Origin of the sequence: Thiosulfatimonas sediminis (genome assembly GCF_011398355.1) — a bacterium.
Taxonomy (GTDB): domain Bacteria; phylum Pseudomonadota; class Gammaproteobacteria; order Thiomicrospirales; family Thiomicrospiraceae; genus Thiomicrorhabdus; species Thiomicrorhabdus sediminis_A.
Genome location: NZ_AP021889.1, coordinates 1,981,472 through 2,004,271, shown reverse-complemented (window position 1 = coordinate 2,004,271; position 22,800 = coordinate 1,981,472). Strand labels below are relative to the sequence as shown.

Below are 22,800 nucleotides of genomic sequence, written 5' to 3'. Positions count from 1 at the left end.
ACAACAAAACTTTAAGCGTTGCTTGGCCGTAAATCAAGTAGAAATGCTTGGTAATGGCATCGCTCTGCTATACTTTAACGGTAAATCAATACCGAGTTGAGTTGATTTGGTCAAAAATAGGCATAAAAAAACCGCCCATAAAGAGCGGTTTTTAACGCTACTACCGGTTTAAATTATAGACCAGCAACGTAAGCAGCGATGTTTTCCATGTCTGCGTCAGAAAGACCAGCAGCCATTGGAGCCATCATAGAAGTCATAGGACCAACTTGTTCACCAGCTTTGTATTTTTGAAGCTTAGAAACAACGTCAGCAGTCGCTTGACCAGCTAGTTTAGGACCTACACCACCTTCACCAGCACCACCGTGACAACCTGCACAAGTCGCGTAAGCTGCTTGACCAGCTGCTGCATCACCAGCTTGAGCTGCTGCACCAAAAGAAACTAGACCAGCCGCAGCTAGAGCAATAATTGTGTTTTTCATAACTGTACTCTCCTAAAAGCACCATTAACAAAAGGTCGGGATCTTTCCCTAGGTGCAGATTACATACGAAAAGCCAAGTTGAGTCAAGGTAAGAGACTTGAGCAAGCGTTAATTAATCGCTAAAAAGTTAAGAGAACTCTTATAAGGCGCCAAGACCCTTGAAAAACCTAAGATATTTGTTTGTTAAATGTTGTTTTTAACATGTGAATTTTGCGTGTTTTAAGGGTTTTTGGATGGGGGTTTTGCACTTCAATTGTCAGTGTTTTGTTAAGGGTTTCGGATTTTTCTTCGTCAGGTTTTGCAATCATAACCAACCAGCGCTTATTTGAATAGCACTTATAATGGTGTGCGGCTTTCCTAAATTTTTGCCCAAAATCATACCGAATTGATACTATGCTTGCGTACTTAACAAGAGGGGCTTTGGAATGTTAATGATTATTCGCCTATGGCTGGTGGTGCTGGTTTTGGCTGTGCTTTCTTGGCTGCTGTTGCGTTTTATAGATAAACCGCAAGCGCTGAGGAAGCTTGTTTTGTTTTGGGTTGTGGCGGTCTTTGGGTCAATGGGTATGATGTATGTTTTGTCGGTTTGGGTGGCTGGATTATAGACCGGCTCCCATGACCGACAAATCGCTTGATTAGCTGGCAGGCTGGCTGAACTCGTCCAATAATCTACGAAAACTTTGATAGCGACTGAACGCGATTTCGCCGGATTCGACCGCTGCCTTAATGGCACACTCCGGTTCGTGACCGTGCGTGCAGTTGTTAAATTTGCACTGCCCTAAAAGAGGGGCAAAGTCGGGATAGTAGCTTTCCAGTTCGCTTAAACTGCAGGGCATTGGATTAAACTGCCGTACGCCTGGGGAGTCGATTAAATTCCCACCATAGCTGCCATCGGCCAGCGGTGGTAAGTGGTACAAGATGCTGTTAGTGGTGGTGTGCTTGCCAAGCCCAGTGGCTTCGGAAAGCGCGCCAACGCGAATGTCTAAGTCAGGGATTAAGGCATTAATCAGTGACGATTTTCCCGCCCCGGATGGCCCGACAAACACCGAATTTTTTCCCTGCATAAATTCTTGCAACTCATCGAGGCCTTGTTGCGAAACGGTTGACGCTGGAATTAAGGGAATCTCCATCTCGTCATAGGGGGTCAGCAGTTCTGCGACCGCTTCCCAATGTTCATCATCGTCTAATAAATCCGTTTTATTTAAGATGATAATGGCTGGAATACCGAGTTGCTCTGCGCCAACCAGATAACGGTCAATCATATCTGGATGAATGCCCGGAACCACAGGTGTGACTATTCCGATAAAGTCGATATTTGCCGCGACCATGCGAGTCTGTCCACGAAATCCTGGGCGACTGAGTTCATGTGTGCGCGGTAGCACACTTTCCACGACGCCAGTGCCAGATTCAATGTCTGTGCGCCAAATAACCTTATCACCGGCAACCAATTTGCCAAGATGTTGGCGAATTTTACAAGTGTAATTGTCGCCACCATCGGCTTCAATAAGTACGCGCTTACCAAAACTGGTAATGACTAAGCCGTTGCGTTCTTCGCCGAGCTGGCCACTTTCGCTTTTAAGCTCACCGCTTTCTGTGGGTTTTTGGCGTTGACTGCTGACGCGACGCTTCTGTTGTTGAGTTAAACGACGTTTTGCCATGCCATTCCTTTAAAAAAAGTGCGGTTGATTATGCGCTCAGTCGGCATAGAGTGCATTAATTTTTGCGGCCATAATCATATCGTTGTTGCTTAGGCCTTTGATGTCGTGCGTGCACAAAGTAATTTCACAGTGATTGTAGCCAAAGCAAATGGTCGGGTGGTGATTCTGCTTTTGCGCCAGGTAAGTGACGGCATTGATGAAGGCGACTGTTTGATAATAGTTTTTAAAATTAAAGGTGCGTTTAATTGACGCATAGTTTAAAGGTGCATCCCAGCCTTGCAGGTGGCTGAGACTGCTTTCAATACTCGGAATGATTAACGGTTTATCTTGCGGGCTAATTTCACTGCAGTTTTGTGCTAATAAGTTTTGTAAGGTAGCTGTTGGTTCACTCATATTTTTCTCCATTCTCTCTTATTGATTTTGTAGGGCTTTTAAATGGTCAATGCGTATTTTCGCCGGCGGATGACTGTCGTGATAAGCCGAGTAGCTTGCATCCGGTGTAAGGGTGCTGGCGTTGTCGCGGTATAGCTTTAAGAGCGCGGAAATGAGGTGTTGCGAGCCGACGTGCTGAGCGGCAAAAGCGTCCGCTTCAAATTCATGTTTACGGCTTTTAATCGCGGTAATTGGGCCAAGAAAGAAAAACAGGATTGGTACCACGGTCATGAATAACAGAAGTGCGATGGCTGGCGATTCGACGCTCATACCTAAACCACTGTAAAACAGAGGCTGCTGCACCAACCAGCCTAATAACGCTAAGGCTGCTAAGGTCATTAAAGAGGCTTCGATTAAGCGTTTTTTGATATGTCCATGTTTAAAATGCCCCAGTTCATGGGCAAGCACCGCTTCGACTTCCTCTGGCGAGAGCTTCTCTAATAGAGTATCGAAAAACACGATACGCTTGTTTTTGCCAAAGCCGGTGAAATAGGCATTGCCGTGACCGGAACGTGACGAACCGTCCATAACGAATACACCATTCGATTCAAATCCGGTGCGTTCTAATAATGCCTCGATACGCTGTTTCATTTCGCCGTCTTCTAACGGAGTGAATTTATTGAACAGAGGCGCAATCCATTTTGGGTAGGCCCACATTAAGATCAGTTGGAAGCCCATCCAGACAACCCAAGTGTATAGCCACCAGAGGTCATTGATATAAGCGTTCATAATCGAAACCACCGCCCAGATAATTGGTAGGCCAAGTGCCAATCCAAGTAACCACTGTTTAACTAAATCACTGGCGAATTTTGCCGGAGTCATTTTGTTAAAGCCGAACTGCTGTTCGATTTTAAAGGTGCTCATAATGCTGAAGGGCAGGTGCAGAATCGATAAGAACCAAAGTGTGCTGAGTAAAAATGCCACATCGCGCCAGATTGGATCGAGCGAGCTTGCAGCCCATAAATTATAGATGTCTTGGAAGCCGCCACCCAGTGTCATAAACAGAATAATCGCCGCATCGTAAAATAACCCTAAACGACCTAGCTGAAGTTTGGCGCGGCTGTAGTCCGCGGCTTTTTGATGGTCGTCCAGTTTCACTATCGAAGCAAAATCTGTCGGTACCTTGTCGCGGTGCAAGCCGATGTGAAATTGATTTTTGACATTCAGCCACAATTCAATCAATAAATTTAAAATCAGTGCAAACAAGAACACTGAGGTAATCCAGTTCATTATCACGATATCGTTCCTATGGGTTAAGATAACTGCCTATTTTAGGGAAAAGAGCAGAAATATGAAGTCAGATAACAACTTAATTTGGATTGATTTGGAAATGACCGGCCTGGATCCAAAAGAGCACACCATTATTGAGATTGCGACGGTGGTCACCGACAGTCAATTAAATATCCTTGCCAAGGGGCCTGTTCTGGCGATTCAGACCGCGCAAAGTGAGTTGGATAAGATGGATAACTGGTGTGTGACGCATCATGGTAATTCCGGTCTGACGGCACGTGTTCAGGCCAGTGAAATTAGCATGGAAGCAGCACAGCAGCAGACCATCGCGTTTTTGAGCGACTATGTGCCGGCCGGTAAATCACCAATGTGTGGTAATTCGATCTGCCAAGATCGCCGTTTTATGGTCGAACATATGCCGCAATTGGAGGCGTTTTTTCATTATCGTAATTTGGATGTCAGTACTTTAAAAGAGTTGGCACGACGTTGGGCGCCCGCGGTCTATAGCGCCCATCAAAAACAGGGCAGTCATTTGGCGATGGACGACATTTTGGAGTCGATTGACGAACTTAATCACTACCGAAAAGGACTGTTCGCTACCTCGTTTCAGAGCGTCTAAAAGCGGTTTGTGTGGCCTTTTGTGTGTGGCGTAAAATAGCCGAAGATAAAAAACCTTTCTGCCGAATGACAAGGAATAGAAAAAATAGATGAAAAAAGAATCGCTTACGGTTCTAATGCCTTTTTATTTCCTATATAATTTCGCGTTCACTGCCTGAACGGCGTATGTTGTTCGGGCGTCGATTTTTTCTCTAAGTCGCCCTATGTAATCCATTGTTGGTGACTTGGCTATAACCAAAGAGGACCATTGTTGTGGAAATGACTGGTGCCCAAATTCTTGTCCACTTTTTACAAGACGAGGGCGTAGAGCATATTTGGGGGTATCCGGGCGGTGCAGTACTGCCGATTTACGATGCCCTAGATACGGACGCAAAAACCCTAAATCATATTTTGGTGCGTCACGAACAGGCGGCTGTCCATGCGGCAGACGGCTATGCGCGCTCTACAGGTAAACCAGGAGTGGTTTTGGTAACCTCCGGCCCTGGCGCGACTAACGCGGTTACCGGTATTGCAACCGCCTATATGGATTCGATTCCAATGGTGTGCATTACCGGACAGGTGCCAACAGCATTAATCGGTTTGGATGCGTTCCAAGAGATTGATACTGTCGGGATTACCAGACCAATCGTAAAACACAACTTCTTGGTCAAGGATGTTAATGATCTGGCAGAGACGCTCAAAAAAGCCTTCTATCTCGCCACAACAGGTCGACCAGGCCCGGTTGTCGTTGATATTCCGAAAGATGTTCAAAACGCCAAAAGCAACTATGTCTATCCACAAGAAGTTGAGATACGCTCCTATTTGCCTGTAACAAAAGGCCATAGTGGACAGATTAAGAAAGCCGTGGAAATGATGCTTTCTGCAAAACGTCCGATTCTGTATACCGGTGGTGGTGTCATTTTAGGTGACGCTTCTGAGGAACTGACAACGCTAACGCGTAAATTGGGCTTCCCGATTAATCAAACGCTCATGGGATTGGGGGCTTTTCCGGCTTCTGATAAACAAGCGTTAGGTATGTTGGGAATGCACGGTACTTACGAAGCGAATTTGGCGATGCATCATTCGGATGTCATCATTGCCATAGGCGCGCGTTTTGATGACCGCGTTACCGGTAATCTGGAAAAATTCTGCCCGCACGCCAAAATCATTCATGTCGATATTGATCCTGCATCGATTTCGAAAAACGTGATTGTCGATATACCGATTGTTGGTCCGGTTAAGCAAGTCTTAACAGAGATGATTCAAGTTTTGGATAACACCAAACAGCAAAAGGACGAGGCGGCTTTGGCGGACTGGTGGCAGCAGATTGAAGAGTGGCGTGCCACGAACTGTTTGCGTTACGACACCACGGGCAAAAAGATTAAACCGCAAGCGGCAGTACAGGCTGTCTGGAAAGCAACCAACGGTGATGCTTATGTATCTTCGGATGTTGGTCAGCACCAAATGTACGCAGCGCAGTATTACCCGTTTGAAAAACCACGTCGTTGGATTAACTCTGGCGGTTTGGGTACCATGGGATTTGGTCTACCGGCGGCGATGGGTGTGCAAATGGCACATCCTGACGCAATCAGCGTTTGCGTCACTGGTGAAGGGTCAATTCAGATGAATATTCAAGAATTGTCCACCTGTTTACAATATGGATTGCCGGTCAAGATCATCTGTTTGAACAATGGGTTCTTAGGGATGGTTCGTCAGTGGCAAGAGTTCTTCTATGAGCGTCGTTACTCGATGTCGTACATGGACTCTTTACCGGATTTCGTTAAGTTGGCGGAATCTTACGGCCACGTTGGCGTGCGTATTGAAGATCCAAAAACCATGCAAGCGCAGTTGGATGAAGTTTTCTCCGAGAAATATAAAGACCGTTTGGTGTTTGTAGACATCCTCACCGATCAACAAGAGAACGTGTACCCAATGATTCCGGCGGGCGCAGGTTTGAATGAGATGATTTTGGTGTAAAGGGGCAAACACAAGATGAAACATATTATTTCAATGCTGATGGAAAACGAATCAGGCGCGCTATCCCGTGTCTCAGGCTTGTTTTCCGCTCGCGGATATAACATTCACGCTTTAACGGTCGCACCAACGGAAGACGAATCTTTGTCGCGCCTAACCTTGGTTACCTCGGGTACCGAGCAGGAGATTGAGCAGATCGTTAAGCACCTTAACCGTCTTATCGACGTGGTTAAGGTGCTGGATTTAACAGAAGGTGCGCACATTGAACGCGAACTGATGTTAATCAAAGTTGCCGCAACCGGTGAAATGCGTGAGGAATATAAGCGTTTAGCGGATATTTTCCGTGCCGACATTATTGATGTTACCAGCACCACTTATACCCTTCAGATGGTTGGTGACAGCACCAAACTCGATGCGTTTATCAAAATTTTGGATTCCGGATTGATTCTGGAAACCGTGCGCTCTGGCACCATGGGGATTCTTCGTGGTGAAAAGTGTCTACAGCTTAGCTAAGACACGCGTACAAAACACTTTTTATGTAACTAACGGCGGAAGCGATTCCGCCTTTGATTTAAGGATAAAACATGCAAGCTTATTACGATAAAGACTGCGATCTATCAATCATCCAAGGCAAAAAAGTTGCCGTTATCGGTTTCGGCTCACAAGGTCATGCACATGCAGCAAACCTAAAAGATTCAGGTGTTGACGTTGTTGTCGGTCTTCGTCCAGGTTCTTCTTCTATTAAAAAAGCAGAAGGTTACGGCCTAAAAACCGCTGACGTCCCAACGGCGGTTGCCGGTGCAGATGTGGTTATGATCCTGACGCCAGATGAATTCCAATCAACGCTTTATAAAAACGAAATCGAACCAAACATCAAGCAAGGTGCTGCATTGGCATTCGCGCACGGTTTCGCAATCATCTACAACCAAGTTGTTCCACGCAAAGACCTAGACGTCATCATGATCGCGCCAAAAGCGCCAGGTCACACAGTGCGTTCTGAGTTCGTTGCTGGTCGCGGTATTCCTGATCTAATCGCAATCGAACAAGACGCTTCTGGTAACGCGCGCGACATCGCACTGTCTTACGCTTCTGCTGTTGGTGGTGGTCGTACCGGTATCCTAGAAACGACTTTCCGTGAAGAGTGTGAAACTGACCTATTCGGTGAGCAAGCGGTGCTTTGTGGCGGCGCGGTTGACCTAGTTAAAATGGGCTTCGAAACCCTAGTTGAAGCTGGCTATGAGCCAGAAATGGCCTACTTCGAATGTCTACATGAGCTTAAGCTAATCGTAGACCTAATGTTCGAAGGCGGTATCGCGAACATGAACTACTCAATCTCAAACAACGCTGAGTACGGTGAGTATGTAACCGGTCCTCGCGTAATCAACGAAGAGTCTCGTGAAGCGATGCGTCAAGCACTGGCTGACATCCAATCTGGTGAATACGCGAAAAACTTCATCCTAGAAGGTCAAGCGGGTTACCCATCAATGACGGCAATGCGTCGTCTAAACGCAGAACACCCAATCGAATTGGTTGGTGGCAAACTGCGTGCGATGATGCCTTGGATTCAAGCGAACAAAATCATCGACCAAGACAAAAACTAATTTTTTAAAAAGGTCTAGTTTGCCCGATTTCTGTGTTGCTTTTTAGCTCGTGTACTCGATGTACACGTCGCCAAAAAGCGCCTTGAACTCGAACAAACTATCTCCTTTTTAGGATTGTCTTAGAAAGCCGGCTATATGTCGGTTTTTTTGTTTTTAGATGGCTTGTTAGCTCAATCTCTTTGTTGCTTTCCGAGTTGTGTACTAGTTGTACACTTCCCCGAAAAGCGCCTCGACCTTGAGCAAAACGCTCGCTAAAATTGAATGTTTGAAGAACCGGCTTTATGCCGTTTTTTTGTTTTTAGGCATCTAGAAAAAACGACGGTCATTGCGAGGCCTTCAGGCCGTGGCAATCTACTTTAACGGCGGGTTTATCTCGTTCCCACGCTCCCGCGTGGGAATGCATACTTCCCATAAAAATGTCTCAATCTTCAGCAAAACGCTCGCTAAAATTTATCTCGTTCCCACACTTCTGCGTGGGAATGCAAAAGAGGCTTAGAGTCTCTTTTTTGTTTTTAGGCATTTAGAAAAAACGACGGTCATTGCGAGGCCTTCAGGCCGTGGCAATCTACTTTAACGGCGGGTTTATCTCGTTCTCACGCTCCCGCGTGGGAATGCATACTTCCCATAAAAATGTCTCAATCTTCAGCAAAACGCCTCGAAAAAAGTTTTAAGAAAAGACCAGACTTTGCGCTGGTTTTTTTGTTTTTAGGCATCTAGAAAAAACGACGGTCATTGCGAGGCCTTCAGGCCGTGGCAATCTACTTTGATGGCGGGTTTATCTCGTTCCCACGCTCCTGCGTGGGAACGAATATTTCCTTCAAAAGCGCGCGCTAAAATCGCATTTAAAAAAAAGCTAGATATATGTATGGAAATCTGCATTTTTTTGCCTTAATATCTACAGCAAATAACTGTTATCAATGACAGGTTTAAATCTGCAATATTAAATACTCTGTCAAATTGATGAGTATTTCACTTCAAAGTACCATACCTTTCCAGTGTAAAAAGCATCACCTATTCCAAAGGTAAAGTGACCAGTTGGTTCACTTCAAAGTCCCCATTTGAAAATTAATTTAGCTTCATAGCAATGACTCAATAAGTACTTTCGTATATGATTCAATCTATTTGTTTTTAAGAGTTAATTTTTCATGTATCAACATTTACCTTCTCCCGTTAAGTTCAGAGAGGATATTAACGGTCTGCGTGCATGGGCAGTGATTGCTGTTCTTTTATTTCACTTTTCATTAATTGGTTTGCCTGGTGGTTTTGCTGGGGTCGATGTTTTCTTTGTTATCTCTGGTTATTTGATGACTGCAATCATTGTGGGTGGTTATGAGAAAGGGAACTTTTCCATTTGGAAATTCTATATGGCACGTGCCAGAAGGATTTTGCCCGCTTTACTCGCTGTCATAGCCGTGTTACTAGCATTAGGTTGGTTTTGGTTGCCAACACCCGATTATCAAGCGTTAGGTGCTCAGTCAGCATACGGGATAGGATTTCTCTCAAATATGTTTTTTTGGCGAGAGGCTGGATATTTTGATACTGCTTCTCAAGAAAAATGGTTACTTCATACTTGGTCATTGGCGGTAGAAGCTCAATTCTATATTTTGTATCCCATTTTTGTTTCTCTGATATGGCGATATTGGCAGAATATAAGAGCTTTGACTATTGGAGTTTTAGTTGTTTTCGTATTGTCTTTTTCTATCAGCAATTTTCTAATCACACTAAATCCAAGCGGCGCTTTTTATTTGATACCTTCCCGTGCTTGGGAGTTGCTAGCTGGTAGTTTAGTTTATTTAACAGCAAAACAAGGATTTGCGCCAGAAGCCCTAAAGAAAAATGGTTACTGGGTTGGCTGGATATTAATTCTTATCAGTTTCTTTTTTATAAATGAAAGCCTTTCTTGGCCAGGATTTTGGGCTGCTGTACCTGTTCTTGGAACTAGTCTGATAATTTTAGGACACCGTGAAAATTGTAAATTAACAGACAATCAACTTGCTCAATGGTTGGGTGACCGCTCTTATTCTTTATACCTTTGGCATTGGCCCTTAGTCGTCGCCCTATATTTTTCGAGCTTACAAAACACATGGAGTTGGGTGATTGGGGCTTTCATTTTGAGTATTGTTTTAGCACACTTGTCTTATAAGTTTGTTGAAGTTCCAACGCGTAAATATCTAACTAAATCGCATCTAATTAAAGAAGTTTCATTGATTTCAGCAGTTGCATCAATACTCCTGCTCGTTAGCATTGCTATTCAAAATGTAACATTTTCCGATAGAGTTGAACGTTCTATTGACATTGCGGCATCAGAAAGTACAAACCGTAACTGGGAAGCTCGTTCCTGTAGATATAGGCACTTTTCAGATAGCTATGATGAATGCTTATTTGCTAACGGTATTGTTAGTGATAAAAAAGAAAACAAACCTAATGCAATAATTATTGGGGACTCACACTCAGAGGCTGTTGCTGGTGCAATATTTGAAGCTGCTGATGAGTTTAATCAAAGCGTGCTATATTTAGGTGGGATGCATGGTTGCCCATTTTTTATTTCAGAATATGGAAAAGCTCAATCATGTATAGGTCCAAATAACACAACAATGAAGTATATTGAAAAATACCAAGAAAATATCCCTTTATTTATAGTTAACACATCTTGGTCACACACATTTAAAAATTCGGATGAGTTTGTGAATTCTTTAGTTAAACAGACTTGCCACTACGCAGAATCAAAAGATGTATATCTGACTAGACCGATACCTGGAATGCCTGTTAATGTCCCTAAAACGTTATCAAGAAATATTATTTTTGGTAGAGAAAGTGATGATATAAAAATCTCATTAGATGAATATCATCAAGTAAATAAGGTTGTTTGGGAGGCTCAGGATAAAGCTTCAGCTGAGTGTGGAGCAAAAATATTGAACCCATTGCCTTATCTCTGTGATGACAAATATTGCTATGGCTCAAAAAACGGCCGTCCACTTTACTATGACGATGACCATCTCAGTGAATACGGCAATAAATTCTTGGTGCCGATGTTCGAAGAGGTGTTTAAGTCAAACCCTAAAAATTAACGTTATTGCTGGTTCATCTCATTCAACGCTATCTTAAGGCGTTGGATGGGTCTAAAAGGCCAAATTCCGTACCTTCCGAATAAATAGATTATGACACCGTAGCCTGCAAAGCTTGCTATGAAAATTAAATTGTCTGGGAAAAGGTGAATTTTGTAAGTTGTCATAATTTCCATGCCAGACCATGAGATTAAAAAAGAGTTAATTGTGAATAATAGTAAGCGTCCGGCAATCACCGGTTGCTAGGTTGCCAATTGTGCGGTAGGAGTTGGTCGATTTGACTGGCTTTATGGGTGGGCAAGCGTTCAAGCACGTCTTTGAGATAGGCGTAAGGATCCAGGCCGTTATTCTTGGCCGATTGAATCAAGCTCATAATATTCGCCGCACGTTGACCACTGCGCAGACTGCCGGCAAACAGCCAATTCTTGCGACCTAACGCCCAAGGTCGGATTTGATTTTCCACCCAGTTATTATCGATGGGCAGGCGGCCATCTCCGAGGTATCGGCTTAAGGCATCCCAACGTTTCAGGCTATAGTGAATCACTTTTTCCGTTGCCCCACCTTTGGGCACTTTTTCTCGATGGACCTGCAGCCATTTGAGCAGCAAGTCCATAATCGGTTTGGATTTTTGCTGCCGAATGGTCTGTCGTTCCTCTGGGGCTAAGGGTTGAATCTCTTTTTCAATCGCGTAAAGTTGCCCCATTAGTTCAATGGCTTGAATGGCAATCGTGCTTTTGCCGCTTTCATGCAGTTCCACGAACTTACGACGGGCATGCGCCATGCAACCGACTTCGGTCACGCCTTGTTTAAAACTGGCTTTGTACCCAGGATAGTCATCACACACCAGTGCGCCTTTCCAGTCTTGCAGCACTTCTCGTGCAAACTTGCCGTTTCGTCCTTCACTAAAGTGGTAATACACCGCCTTATGTTGTGCATTGGCTGGATTGGTGTAGGCCCACAGATAGGCTTTATGGGTTTTCTTATTCCCCGGCTTGAGCATGGGCACTGGGGTTTCATCGGCGTGCAAGACCGGTTGCGTCAGCAAAAAGTCTTTGAGTGCTTGAGCCACCGGTTCAAGTTGAACACCACAGACGCCGACCCATTCGGCTAAAGTGGAACTGGGTAATTTAACACCGGCCCGTTCAAAGATCTGAGCTTGACGATACAGCGGTAAGTGATCAGCGTATTTGGCGATGAGCAGATGTGCGAGTAACCCAGAGGTTGGCAGACCTTTGTCAATGATTTGTGGGGGCATCGGTTTTTGAATCAGAGTTTCACAGGCATCGCACGCCCATTTGGAGCGAATATGACGTTCCACTTGAAACGTCCCGGGCAGATAATCCAGCTTCTCACTGACGTCTTCACCAATATGGCGTAATTGACAGCCACATGAACAGGTGGTGGATTCGGGATCATGACGGATGTCAAGACGAGGTAGGTTTTCGGGTAGCGGCTGACGCTTAGGTTTTTTCTTTGGTTGCGCTGTGTCGGTTTTGTCTCTAAGCGCATCCAGTTCCGATTCAATCGCCGCAATGTCGGCATCGGTCACTTCATCCAACAGTGTCATCTGTAAGGCGCTGATCTGTTCACTTTTGTGTGAGAATTTTAAACGTCTGAGATAGGCTAACTCATAGGTGAGTTGATCGATTTTTAGGGTCTTGTGCTGAATCTCTTTGGCATTGGCCGCAATGCGTTGGTCTTTTTCTTGAAGACGAGCTTCTTGAGTCTCGACCTGAATGAATAACTGCGCCGCCAGTGTTCGTAACTGGTCGGCAGAGAGTTGATGGAGGTTTGGCATTGTTTTCATGCCGCGGATTATAAAGACTAACTCAGTGATAAGGAAGTCTCGAGCCGTTGCCAAGGCAAGCCTTGCACCAGAGCCAGACATTGTTCAGGTGAGAGTGTCACGGAATCGCCGCGCCACAGCTCAGCCCAATGGAATTTACCTTGATTCAAACGTCGAGCACACAGCCAGATGCCTAAGCCATCGTGGATCAGTATCTTCATTCGATTGCCACGCTTATTGGCAAACAGATACGCATGATGGGGCTTGGCCTCACCAAACACGGCAATGACACGAGCTAATGCGGTATCGGGTCCTGCACGCATATCCATGGGTTCAGTCGCCAGCCAATAATGATCAATGCGAATCATGACTGCACCGACTTGACAAAGGCGCTTAATTTGGCCAATTCTGTGACAGGCCAGTGCACAGCAATCTTGCCTTGAGGTGCAGGCAGTTCGACCAAGAGCGTTTGAGGCGATGACGGCGGCAGATCGTTCAAGACCAGCGGAATAAATGCCGCTTGGGAAGCATGGCGTTTTTTAAGCTGACGCTTCCAGTTCTGTATTTGATTGGCATTGATGCCGTAGTCTCGAGCCACTTGTGCAATCGAGGTGTTAGGGTCCTCGCAAGCGGTCAAAACCTGCTGTTTGAATTCCCGTGAGTAGCGACGGCGAATCTTTTTGACTGTGGGAAGCGTTGATAGTGTGTCTGTCATAATAAGTGCCCATTTAAAATACGTGGGCACCTAATTATTCACAGATAAGTGTGGTTGGTAAGAGGTGTTTACCGGACGGTTACGAATAATACATACATAAAGTACTTAAAAAAGGGGTTGTATTTGAGTTTTAACTGACCTGAAGTTTCATCAAAAACAAGCACTTTAGCTTGGCGGGTCATCATGATTTCTTTAGCGGTGAAGTCATGGTCTGAAATCAGTTTTTCTAACTCCACTCTTTCTTTTGCGGTACAGGATATCCCTGTTGCACGATAAAACAATGATTGCTTTTCGGTTTCGGGTAACTCCCTAGGCAAAATAGAGTTATGAATATCTCTGCCAGCCACATACTCAGCATTTTCAATATTCTGTTGCACTTTATTTCTCTTTCTTAGATAAAACGATATCTCGCCCAGCAACGCCTCCAGAAACACTGGTTATGTTTTGCTGTGAACCTTCAAAGTTCTGTAAGCGACAATTTACCCACACCCTAGTTTTCTAGGATGCGGTGCAAATAAAGGTGTCAGAGTAAAATTAAATCTAAAAATGCTCAGTGCTCGATTTAATCATTCGGGTCTGAATAAAATTAACCGATTTTTGAAAAGAGGCATTATGCCTCTTTTTTGTTTTGTGGGAGTTTGCCAACTTTTGCGATGGGGTATTCTTTTTGCAGTGCGAGTTTGTAGTAGCGGTTGAGGCCGCTGATGCCTGTAAGGTTGAGTTTTTCTAGATTGAGTTGCAAGTCTGAGTCGATTCCTTGTTCGGCAATTGAGAGTCTGACGACTTCACCAATCAGTAATTTTGTGTCATTAATTTGAATGGGTATTTCTTCGACTAGTTTTAAGCCGATTTGGATGGCGGCTTCTTGTACGAAAGGGGCGGGAAAGTCATCGTAATATTGTTTGTTCAATCCGCAGTGGATAAATTCACATTCGTTTCGAGCAAAGCGCGCCGAAGTGTAGTGTGCTTTGTCGCTCCAATCGGAAGACACGCTGTTGATGGTATAGACGCCGGTTTGTTTGATGTTTTCGTAGGTGTGGCGATTGCCGTTGATGCTTGGGCGCAAAATACAGCCAATGACTGGTGGGCGGCTGCCCATATGCACGATTGAACTAAAAATCGCTAAATTACTGTGTCCAGCGGCATCTTGTGAGCCGATCACATTCGCTGGCTTGATGCCGGTGATGGCGTTGATTAGATGAATACTCTGTTCTTTAGTGAGTTTGTCTAGCGCGCTTTTATTCCAATGTTGGTGTTGTGGGGGCTGGGTTTGCATGGTGGTTTTCTCTTAGTTTAAGACGGCGGCACTTAGAAGGCTTAAGCTTGCAATCAGAGTAAGGCGGATTCTGAATGTTAAATAGTTGCTTGGGATTTCATTTTTGAGCTGTTGATATTCAACTAGATTTAAGGTGATTAGTAAGGCGGCAAGGGCAAAGAATATGTTTGCGCCAGCACCATGCCATGCAAGCCAGAGCAGTAACCAGCTCACTAGCATGATTAGATTCGATACCACGCTTAACCATGTTGGCTGTGTTTTGACCAGCGTCCATGTCCAAAGTGCGCCGGCTAAAAAACTGATGATGAGTGCACTGTAACTGGCCAGCATGAAATCTGCAGCGTGCCAATTTGCAATGCTTAATGCGCTTAAGCCAATAAATGGTATTAGTCCTAAAAAACCTAAAATTGTGTGCATCGTTTTCATGTTATATGACGCCTTGTTAGTTTTTGTTTAGTTATTGTACATTAACTGTATAGGTTGTGTAGGCTTGCCTTATCTGTATAACAAAAGCTACAAGGTTTGAATCAATTTTATTAATTCGGCTTTTTATTTTTGTCGGGTATCATTGCGTGCTAATTTGTTTTTGAGAGGTGCGTTATGGGGTGCTATAGCAAAGGGGTTTTGGTGGCGTTGTTGTTTTCGGTGAGTACCCTAAGTGGCGCAGTAGATACGACCGATTTTACTCAACCTGGAATGAAACAGTTGGCGCATGAAAAGCGCGCAATGGAGCTTTGCCTGCAGGATATTGATGAAATCCAGCAGATTCAGCTAGAGGCGCAGCTTAATGATTTGGACAATCGTCTTTTGGATTTGTGTCAGAGTGGTAAACGGGCGGAAGCGCAGCGCACGGTTGTCGATTTTTCAAAAAAAGTATTTCATCTTGCGCTATTTCAAAAAATTCAAGGCTGTACACAAGGTATGCGTAATCTTGGGTTTTTACCGCCTTTACCCGTCGTGAATCCGAGTGCTGATGAAACTCAATTGGCTAAAATTTGTGATTATTATCATCCTTATTTACAAAAGTCGTTTTAAACGTTTTTTAAGGTTTTTCATCGATGGCGAAACGCGGCTTGGGTAAAACCAAAGTATGAATATTCAACAGACGCTCGATACGTTTTCGGTGCTATTTCCGGTTTTTGCATTGATTGCTGCCGGTTTTGTTGCTTATCGCACTCATATTATGGGAGAGCACGCGGCGCGGGAACTTAGTCGTTTTGTGGTGTGGCTAGCTTTGCCGGCTTTGTTGTTCACTATTATGGCGAAAAGTGATTGGCAGCAGATGTGGCAAAGCGACTTCATTGCCGTTTTTAGCATTGCTTCCTTTGTGGTGTTTTTTGGGGTGCTTGGTTGGCGTTTACTGCGCCATAAGTCGTTAGCCGATGCCAGTGTTGACAGCCTTGCGGCCGCCTATTCCAATACCGGTTATATTGGTTTTCCGTTGATGTTTTTGGTGTTTGGTAGCGCCAGTGAGATACCAACGGCCATAGCCAGTGTGATTGTCGTCTCTTTATTGTTCGGCTTTGCGATTGTGCTCATCGAGAGTGCCTTGCATCGTCAAATGGCTTGGTATTTGCGTCTCTGGAATGTGCTACGCTCAGTGTTAAAAAATCCCTTAGTTTTTGCGCCCATAGCGGGTGGTTTGTTTGCCGCCACACCCTATAGTTTGCCGCAAGCGGTAGATAATTTTTTAGGTCTATTGGCTGGTGCGGCCAGCCCCGCTGCTTTGGTCAGTCTTGGGCTGTTTTTAGCGATTGCGTGGGATGATGAGCGTACAAAAAATTGGAGTATCCGCCAGACCGCACTGAGTTTAAGTGTCGTTAAATTAGTTTTGCAACCACTGTTGGTGGCATGGCTTGCGTTCAGTGTATTTAAGATGGATACGGAAATGGCGCTGATGGCTATTATTTTGGCGGCTTTGCCGACAGGGACGGGACCATATATGTTGGCGGAATTTTATCGCAGAGACGCTTTGGTTACCGCACAAACCATACTTATTTCAACCGTACTTTCGATAATCAGTTTATCGGTATTAATGCACTTGTTCGGTTTGTGATTGATTACCGACAGCAATCCCCCCCAAGAACAAAACCTTTAGGGGATTTCTATTTGCGATTGCATTTGATTAAGAGGCGATCTTCAACTCACCGATTGGTTGTGGGCGTGAATAATGCCAACCTTGGCCGAAAACAATCCCTGCCGACTCCAAGAGCTTGTTGATATCCTGCAGTTTTTGAACGATTTCTTCGTCTTCGATATATTCCAAAACCAGATCCAAACCAAGTTTTGTTCCGAGCAAGATAATCGCTTCAAGTAATGACTGTGCAGTTTCTGATTCATTAATCGATTTAACTAAGCTTCCGTCAACCTTAAGCACTTGAATCAGTCCTTGATCTTTCAATGTCTTAACAATCTCGAAGTTGGTGTAACCAGTACCGAAGTCATCCACTGCGATACCAAAGTTCTCTGCCTGCAGTTGTTTCAGGCTATCCAATTCCGATGTCAGTGAGTACTCCGTCAATTCAAGAACGATACGTAAACCGTGTTCGCCAGCCTTGGAAATCAAGGTTTTCAATTGCTGTAGTGCCATCTCGGATTTAATGGTTTCCGGATTGACGTTAACGAATAACGTTTTAAGTTTTTTCGAAATCTTCGGCATGTCGGTGATTAATCTACCCAGTACCGCTAAATCCAACTGTAACGATAGATTGTAGTCGTTGACGATATCAATGAACCGTCCGGCAGGTATGATTTCATCGCCTTGTTTGATGCGAACCAATGATTCGGCGCCGAATGTTTTTGCTGAGGAGACGTGCACGATTGTATGGAAGTGCAGGTCGATATCTTGTTTGGCAATCGCTTCGGTAACCACTTCTTTAAGGTATAGGTTCTGTTTAATCTCTTCGATAATGTGGTAAATGTTTTTGCCGAAGTTTACGCTGTTAATGATTTCGCCAGAGTCATTTGGAAGTTGTTCGGTACGGTTTTCCATGACGCGGATGGTTTCTTTCATCTCTTCGGCGGTCAGGTTCTGCAGATATTTGGTATCAATAAAACCGACGTTCAACAGTGCTTCAGTGATAGACATTTTGCTTTTCTTGGCAAAATCATTCGCTATTTTGCTAATGCTGTTCAGAAGGTTTATTTTGTGTTTTGATTGCTCTTCGCTGTAGATGTAAAGAGTTTCTTCCATGTCGTAAGCAAAGATGTTGTTGTGGCGGTTTAGCTCCGTTTTGATGTGATTCTTAATTTGTGAAATCAGGCTTTTATTGAGTTGTGCACCATTCACATCCGCGGCATTGGTGGTAATACTGAAAAGTCCACCTTCATGACTTTTCTCGGTCAGGAAGCCGATAATGATATCGTTTTTATTGGTTTGCCAATAATGTTCGTGCTGTTCCAAAAGGGTGACGAGCAGAGTAGTGTCGTTGACCAGATGTTTAACCATCAATAGGGTTTGCGTGTAGTTCCCCATCTCGTAATATTTAATCGATAGTTCCGCTTTTTGGTGAATGCTCTTATTCAAGCTTTCAATTTGTAGCTGTTGTTTTCGATTGGAGTGACTTTTGATGCGGAAAGCGATGGTTGCCAGCGCTTTACCAAGCTCAGCCGTGGTGAAATCGCTTATAAAACTCTCACACTCTTTATCGTAAATTAAAGACCCCCAGTTATGCACTTTTAGTAGGTGGTTACGGAAGCGTTTAATATTGGTGATCAGATACTTGCCCTCTTCGGAAACTGGGCGCAAATCATAAAGCGTATCATCCAGATTCCCGAAAATGTATGCGAAGCCGGTCGAGTTTCGAATTTTATTGAAAACTTCATCCAGTTTATCGAAATCGAGATGGATTTGTTGGGTACGAATTTTTTCGGCAAGCTGTTCTTCAATGAAATTCAGCATTTTGAACAGATAGCCTTCATCAAGACGGATTTTCCAGTGAATCGCTCCGATTTTATAATATTCCTCATAGACTTCTTCAGCCTCGAGTTCAAAAAGGGCACGATACAGAAAATGAGATTGCGACTGGATCAAACGCTCCATGAATTGATGTGAGTTGATAAAACTCGCCATGTAATGATCTTTCATTACAATCAGATAAAATTCTTCAAAAATGCTTTCGATTGTTTTTTTGGTTTTTTCTGCAGTCGCCATCTAAATACCTCAAGAAGTAGGTTTTATTTACTGTGGATTATTTTTACTTAACTCCCTGTTCAAAACAAGGGAATAGTGCGTAGTAAAAGCAACTTTATTTAGGCGTTTTAGCAATAGAATAATTAAGAATAGGCAAAACGATTGATAAGCGTTTGCTGGTTTGCAGTTGATCGTTAGACAGTGAGCTTCTCAGGAGCTACTTGGGGGATGGTTTACCAAGGTGTCAGTCATCAGTAAGAACTTCACTGATAATAAACGCGAACAAATTTTTTTATGAGTTTTTCTGTACGCTTGCGTAGGTTTTTCTATTTGAAATGATTGCTCGTTTTTGTACGTTTTTAACGTCATCAAAATTCTTCCGGCCGGAAAGTTTTAAAATTTGCTTGGTATCTACCCCAATCCTAGCAAGGGCATAGATCGCAAACTTCTCTTAAGCACGTTACTGTATCTAGGGGTAGGTGCATCAACAGGAAAAAATCGGTTCATTTTTCTATAAAGAAAATGATTAACCAATCAAAATGAAACAATTCTCAGCATGGGAATAGATACCAAAACGTGAATAGCGAAGAGCATCGTCTTCTGGAATCTAAAAAATAAACTCAATCAACTTGTTACGGAATCTAAGCCCATCACGGCAAAGTTGCTGTGGTGGAGGCTAGATAAGAGTGAAGTAAAAACTATTAGGGTATTTTTTAGGGTATCGCAACCCCCAGAAACGAAAAAACCCCAGTTAAATCAATAACTAGGGTTTTGAATATGGTGCGAGCGGAGAGACTCGAACTCTCACACCAAAGGCGCCAGAACCTAAATCTGGTGCGTCTACCAATTCCGCCACGCTCGCATTATGGGCTGAATTTTAGTGATTTCTCTGCCGGCGTCAATAGGCAAATGGAAAAAAATCAAAATGTTTTTACGGCTGATTGACTCCTCTATTAGGTGGTTTGATAGAGCGCTTTTAACGGCAAAGTGTAAACAATATTTACATTGTTTTTTTGTTTGATGCGCTTTATGATTTTCTATTATGTTAAAATTTTACAGATGAGTCGCATTAGTGAAATTAGTCTTTTGGATTCCGGTTTTAGTCTTACAAGTTCCTTTTTTGGTATACGCTGCTGATGAGGCGGCTATTGCGCACGGCTGTCAAAAACCGGTCAAGCCGGCGTCTTATCAAAACTTCGCTGAATTTGCCGAATTTAACAAGCACTTTATTGACTATAAAAAGTGCATGAATCTTTTTATTGAAGAGCATGAGCGGGCGATGGAGCGGCATCATCAAGCGGCGACCAATGCCGTGCAGGAATGGAATACCTTTCTGAATCAAAATTTGAATTAAATTTTGCAAAGCTGCGGTGCTTGACGCTATTTGGACGTCTTCTACGACTCTGTCACGGTTTTGAATCTTTAGCATATAAATAATGATTGCTTTTTGGCTGCTTTGTATCCAAAATTCAACTCTGTTTTTACCCTGAATATCCGTTCTGTCCCTGGTCGCCGTTCTTGGCGTTTATGTTTTGGGGAATATTCAAATATACCATTGAGTTAATCGCTTTTTTAGCGGTTTATTATGACCTTTAGTGACCTTTTACTTAGAGAATCAACATGAATATTGCAATCTTATCTCGCGATGCGAACCTTTATTCCACGCAGCGTCTTATTCAGGCGGCAGAAGAACGCGGCCATCAGGTTGAGGTCATTGATGCGTTGCGATGTTATATGAACATTTCCGCAAATAAACCAGAAGTGCATTACAAAGGTCGGGTGTTAAAAGAGTTTGATGCGATTATTCCGCGTATTGGTGCTTCGATTACTTTTTACGGCACGGCGGTATTGCGCCAGTTTGAAATGATGGGGACTTATCCATTAAATGAGTCTGTGGCGATTTCTCGCTCGCGTGATAAGTTGCGCAGTTTGCAATTGTTGTCGCGTAAAGGCGTTGGTTTGCCTGTGACGGGATTTGCACATTCCCCAGATGATGTGAATGACTTATTAAAGACAGTTGGCGGTGCGCCTGTGGTTATCAAGTTGCTGGAAGGCACGCAGGGCGTTGGCGTGGTATTGGCTGAAACGCATTCAGCGGCTGAGTCGGTGATTCAAGCGTTTAACGGTTTAAAAGCCAATATTCTGGTACAGGAATTTATTGCCGAGGCAAAAGGTGCGGATATTCGTTGTTTTGTGATTGACGGTAAAGTCGTCGCGTCGATGAAGCGCCAAGCCAAAGACGGGGAGTTTCGTTCTAATTTGCATCAAGGTGGCAGTGCGAGCTTGATTAAAATCACCCCAGCAGAGCGTGCTACCGCAGTGCAAGCGGCGCGTGTGATGGGATTGAATGTCTGTGGTGTGGATTTGTTGCGCTCCAACCACGGGCCAGTGGTGATGGAAGTTAACTCTTCACCGGGCATTGAAGGGATTGAAAAAGCTACTGGCAAAAATATCGCGGCGGCGATTATTGAATTTATTGAGAAGAATGCTCGTCCGCACAATACGCGGACGCGTGGTAAGGGGTGAGAGCCAAATCGCATGAAGCAAAAGTCGATTACCATTGGTGGCGTCTCGATTGCGCCGGGCGAACGTAAAACGGTGAGTTTGGAAGTAGGGCGTTTGTATACCCATTCAAAATTGAATATGCCTGTGCAAGTGGTCCATGGCAAGCGTGCGGGGCCAATTTTGTTTGTCAGTGCGGCGATTCATGGTGATGAGTTAAACGGCGTGGAAATTATTCGACGTTTGTTAAAAATTAAAACGATTGAGCGCATTCGTGGCACCTTAATTGTCGTGCCGATTGTTAATTTGTTTGGCCTGATTAACCAAAGCCGCTATCTGCCAGACCGCCGTGATTTAAACCGCTCTTTTCCCGGTTCGCCGGAAGGCTCTTTAGCAGGTCGTATGGCGCATCTTTTTTTGACCGAAATCATTGATCGCTGTACGCATGGCATTGATTTGCACACAGGTGCGATCAACCGTACTAATTTGCCGCAGATTCGCGCCAACTTGAAAGACCCTGAGACACTGGCGATGGCTCAAGCGTTCGGCTCGCCGATAATTATGGATTCTGCGTTGCGTAAAGGGTCATTGCGTGCCGCCGCAGTAAAGCGCAAAATTCCGGTGTTGTTGTATGAAGCGGGCGAAGCCTTGCGTTTTGATGAAGCATCGATTCGCGCCGGCGTAAATGGCATTTTGCACGTTATGCGCCATTTGCAAATGCTGCCGGAAGGGCGCCGTGTTGCGGCGCGCCCTAAACCGATTATTGCAAAAAATAGTCATTGGGTACGCGCGCCGCAAGGGGGGATTTTTCGCTCTTTAGTCAAAGATGGCGCACGCGTGCAAAAAGATAAAACCTTGCTTGGCGTGGTTTCCGATCCGTTTGGCGAAGATGAATTTCATGTGTTTGCGCCCTGCAGCGGAATTGTAATAGGCCAGATGGTGATGCCGTTAGTGAATGAGGGTGAAGCCTTGTTTCATATCGCGCACTTTATTCGTACCGACCTTGCTGAAGAACGTGTAGAGCATTTCTCTGACCAGTTGCAAGATATGCAAAATCAAGCTTATCAAGGTAAAGATATCCCACAAATTTAAACCTATCAAAGCGTCCTACAGCGCAGTAAAAAATTGTTCGGCATCCTGCAGGGCCATTTTTTAGTTATTTCGAGGATGTGAAAATCCGCTAAGACATTTAAGGATTGCCCTATATTTTAGGAAGACACAGAACAAGTTCTTGTTGATTTCAGTGCGGGATTGTAAGGCGCAAATTCTTCTGAGCCTGAAACCATTTGGAGTGGTTCTGTTCCTCCGCAGATATGAGTGGCCTTTCGCGTATAGAAGTGGCAATCACTGTAA

General features: G+C 44.2%; 22 protein-coding genes and 1 tRNA gene. 11 read left to right on the top strand and 12 right to left on the bottom strand.

From position 1 onward, the window contains the following. Window positions 1-173 precede the first annotated feature (173 nt). Complete coding sequence (locus HRR27_RS09410) at window positions 174-479, bottom strand: c-type cytochrome (RefSeq protein WP_173273113.1); 306 nt, start codon at window positions 477-479, stop codon at window positions 174-176. A 425-nt stretch (window positions 480-904) separates the two neighbouring features. Between HRR27_RS09410 and HRR27_RS09405 the strand changes: the two genes are divergently transcribed. Beyond that, the gene (locus tag HRR27_RS09405) at window positions 905-1,084 is read left to right on the top strand and encodes a hypothetical protein (protein WP_173273110.1); all 180 of its coding nucleotides are present in this window, start codon (window positions 905-907) and stop codon (window positions 1,082-1,084) included. Window positions 1,085-1,114: 30 nt separating this feature from the next. Here the strand turns inward: HRR27_RS09405 and rsgA are convergent, their stop codons facing one another. From rsgA to HRR27_RS09390, 3 genes are read right to left on the bottom strand one after another with little or no spacing between them, the layout of a single operon-like run. After that, the gene (gene rsgA, locus HRR27_RS09400) at window positions 1,115-2,137 is read right to left on the bottom strand and encodes a ribosome small subunit-dependent GTPase A (protein ID WP_173273108.1); all 1,023 of its coding nucleotides are present in this window, start codon (window positions 2,135-2,137) and stop codon (window positions 1,115-1,117) included. A 36-nt stretch (window positions 2,138-2,173) separates the two neighbouring features. Beyond that, window positions 2,174-2,530, bottom strand: coding sequence for a 4a-hydroxytetrahydrobiopterin dehydratase (locus HRR27_RS09395; protein WP_173273106.1), 357 nt, complete (start codon window positions 2,528-2,530; stop codon window positions 2,174-2,176). A gap of 18 nt (window positions 2,531-2,548) precedes the next feature. Further along, a complete protein-coding gene (locus HRR27_RS09390) occupies window positions 2,549-3,799 on the bottom strand; it encodes a M48 family metallopeptidase (protein ID WP_173273104.1) in 1,251 nt (416 codons plus the stop codon). A 61-nt stretch (window positions 3,800-3,860) separates the two neighbouring features. On the opposite strand from HRR27_RS09390, the gene orn reads away from it, so the two are divergent. The 5 genes from orn to HRR27_RS09365 all read left to right on the top strand — a co-directional run bounded on the left by orn (window position 3,861) and on the right by HRR27_RS09365 (window position 11,039). Continuing rightward, window positions 3,861-4,418 (top strand): oligoribonuclease, encoded by a 558-nt coding sequence (gene orn / locus HRR27_RS09385; RefSeq protein ID WP_173273102.1) that lies wholly within the window; start codon window positions 3,861-3,863, stop codon window positions 4,416-4,418. 251 nt (window positions 4,419-4,669) lie between these two features. Beyond that, on the top strand, window positions 4,670-6,373 hold the full coding sequence (locus HRR27_RS09380) for an acetolactate synthase 3 large subunit (protein ID WP_197905402.1): 1,704 nt from the start codon (window positions 4,670-4,672) through the stop codon (window positions 6,371-6,373). A 15-nt stretch (window positions 6,374-6,388) separates the two neighbouring features. Then, window positions 6,389-6,883: an acetolactate synthase small subunit gene (gene ilvN, locus HRR27_RS09375; RefSeq protein WP_173273099.1), complete on the top strand. Its 495-nt coding sequence runs from the start codon at window positions 6,389-6,391 to the stop codon at window positions 6,881-6,883. A gap of 71 nt (window positions 6,884-6,954) precedes the next feature. Beyond that, window positions 6,955-7,971 (top strand): ketol-acid reductoisomerase, encoded by a 1,017-nt coding sequence (gene ilvC, locus HRR27_RS09370; RefSeq protein WP_173273092.1) that lies wholly within the window; start codon window positions 6,955-6,957, stop codon window positions 7,969-7,971. Between the two features lie 1,145 nt (window positions 7,972-9,116). Beyond that, window positions 9,117-11,039, top strand: coding sequence for an acyltransferase family protein (locus tag HRR27_RS09365; RefSeq protein ID WP_173273089.1), 1,923 nt, complete (start codon window positions 9,117-9,119; stop codon window positions 11,037-11,039). A gap of 229 nt (window positions 11,040-11,268) precedes the next feature. Here the strand turns inward: HRR27_RS09365 and tnpC are convergent, their stop codons facing one another. The 6 genes from tnpC to HRR27_RS09335 all read right to left on the bottom strand — a co-directional run bounded on the left by tnpC (window position 11,269) and on the right by HRR27_RS09335 (window position 15,239). Further along, entirely contained in the window at window positions 11,269-12,843 is a 1,575-nt protein-coding gene (gene tnpC / locus HRR27_RS09360) for an IS66 family transposase (RefSeq protein WP_173270441.1), read from the bottom strand. A 17-nt stretch (window positions 12,844-12,860) separates the two neighbouring features. Then, window positions 12,861-13,190 carry an IS66 family insertion sequence element accessory protein TnpB gene (gene tnpB / locus HRR27_RS09355; protein ID WP_173269097.1) on the bottom strand — a complete coding sequence of 110 codons (330 nt, stop codon included), beginning with the start codon at window positions 13,188-13,190 and terminating at the stop codon, window positions 12,861-12,863. After that, a complete protein-coding gene (locus HRR27_RS09350; RefSeq protein WP_173269095.1) occupies window positions 13,187-13,537 on the bottom strand; it encodes a transposase in 351 nt (116 codons plus the stop codon). The genes tnpB and HRR27_RS09350 overlap by 4 nt, the downstream gene beginning before the upstream one ends. A gap of 68 nt (window positions 13,538-13,605) precedes the next feature. Next, complete coding sequence (locus tag HRR27_RS09345; RefSeq protein ID WP_173273086.1) at window positions 13,606-13,914, bottom strand: hypothetical protein; 309 nt, start codon at window positions 13,912-13,914, stop codon at window positions 13,606-13,608. A 233-nt stretch (window positions 13,915-14,147) separates the two neighbouring features. Next, window positions 14,148-14,813, bottom strand: coding sequence for a flavin reductase family protein (locus HRR27_RS09340; RefSeq protein ID WP_173273082.1), 666 nt, complete (start codon window positions 14,811-14,813; stop codon window positions 14,148-14,150). 12 nt (window positions 14,814-14,825) lie between these two features. After that, window positions 14,826-15,239 (bottom strand): DUF3429 domain-containing protein, encoded by a 414-nt coding sequence (locus HRR27_RS09335; protein WP_173273081.1) that lies wholly within the window; start codon window positions 15,237-15,239, stop codon window positions 14,826-14,828. Between the two features lie 174 nt (window positions 15,240-15,413). Between HRR27_RS09335 and HRR27_RS09330 the strand changes: the two genes are divergently transcribed. Next, window positions 15,414-15,848: a hypothetical protein gene (locus HRR27_RS09330; RefSeq protein WP_173273079.1), complete on the top strand. Its 435-nt coding sequence runs from the start codon at window positions 15,414-15,416 to the stop codon at window positions 15,846-15,848. Window positions 15,849-15,903: 55 nt separating this feature from the next. Continuing rightward, window positions 15,904-16,869: an AEC family transporter gene (locus HRR27_RS09325; protein ID WP_173273077.1), complete on the top strand. Its 966-nt coding sequence runs from the start codon at window positions 15,904-15,906 to the stop codon at window positions 16,867-16,869. A 69-nt stretch (window positions 16,870-16,938) separates the two neighbouring features. Here the strand turns inward: HRR27_RS09325 and HRR27_RS09320 are convergent, their stop codons facing one another. Together HRR27_RS09320 and HRR27_RS09315 are read right to left on the bottom strand one after the other, a co-directional pair. Beyond that, window positions 16,939-18,966 carry an EAL domain-containing protein gene (locus tag HRR27_RS09320; protein ID WP_173273075.1) on the bottom strand — a complete coding sequence of 676 codons (2,028 nt, stop codon included), beginning with the start codon at window positions 18,964-18,966 and terminating at the stop codon, window positions 16,939-16,941. Window positions 18,967-19,723: 757 nt separating this feature from the next. Then, window positions 19,724-19,807, bottom strand: a tRNA-Leu gene (locus HRR27_RS09315). A gap of 210 nt (window positions 19,808-20,017) precedes the next feature. On the opposite strand from HRR27_RS09315, the gene HRR27_RS09310 reads away from it, so the two are divergent. From HRR27_RS09310 to HRR27_RS09300, 3 genes are all read left to right on the top strand, one after another. Then, a complete protein-coding gene (locus HRR27_RS09310; protein ID WP_173273073.1) occupies window positions 20,018-20,299 on the top strand; it encodes a hypothetical protein in 282 nt (93 codons plus the stop codon). A 266-nt stretch (window positions 20,300-20,565) separates the two neighbouring features. Further along, on the top strand, window positions 20,566-21,471 hold the full coding sequence (gene rimK, locus HRR27_RS09305) for a 30S ribosomal protein S6--L-glutamate ligase (protein ID WP_173273071.1): 906 nt from the start codon (window positions 20,566-20,568) through the stop codon (window positions 21,469-21,471). 12 nt (window positions 21,472-21,483) lie between these two features. After that, window positions 21,484-22,539 (top strand): succinylglutamate desuccinylase/aspartoacylase family protein, encoded by a 1,056-nt coding sequence (locus tag HRR27_RS09300; RefSeq protein ID WP_173273069.1) that lies wholly within the window; start codon window positions 21,484-21,486, stop codon window positions 22,537-22,539. Window positions 22,540-22,800: the final 261 nt, after the last annotated feature.